Below are 243 nucleotides of genomic sequence, written 5' to 3'. Positions count from 1 at the left end.
GTACAAGGAAGCCTCCGACTTTGCTGCCACGCGCGGCATCATCATCGCCGACACCAAGTTCGAATTCGGTCTGGATGAAAACGGCACGCTCACGCTGATGGACGAGGCGCTCACCGCCGATTCGTCGCGCTTCTGGCCGGCCGATTCGTACCAGGTTGGCACGAACCCGCCGTCGTTCGACAAACAGTTCGTGCGCGATTGGCTCGAAGCCGTGCGCATCGATGGCAAGCCGTGGCCGAAGAC

1 protein-coding gene is annotated in these 243 nt (G+C 61.7%); it reads left to right on the top strand.

What is annotated here, in order from left to right; all coding sequences use genetic code 11:
- The coding region (locus tag ACCD05_RS32060) for a phosphoribosylaminoimidazolesuccinocarboxamide synthase (RefSeq protein ID WP_413397728.1) at positions 1–243 on the top strand (243 nt) is incomplete at both ends.

The organism is Rhizobium sp. Rhizsp42 (genome assembly GCF_047304155.1).
In the GTDB taxonomy this organism is placed as follows: Bacteria; Pseudomonadota; Alphaproteobacteria; order Rhizobiales; family Rhizobiaceae; genus Rhizobium.
This window is presented reverse-complemented; position numbering and strand designations above follow the sequence as displayed.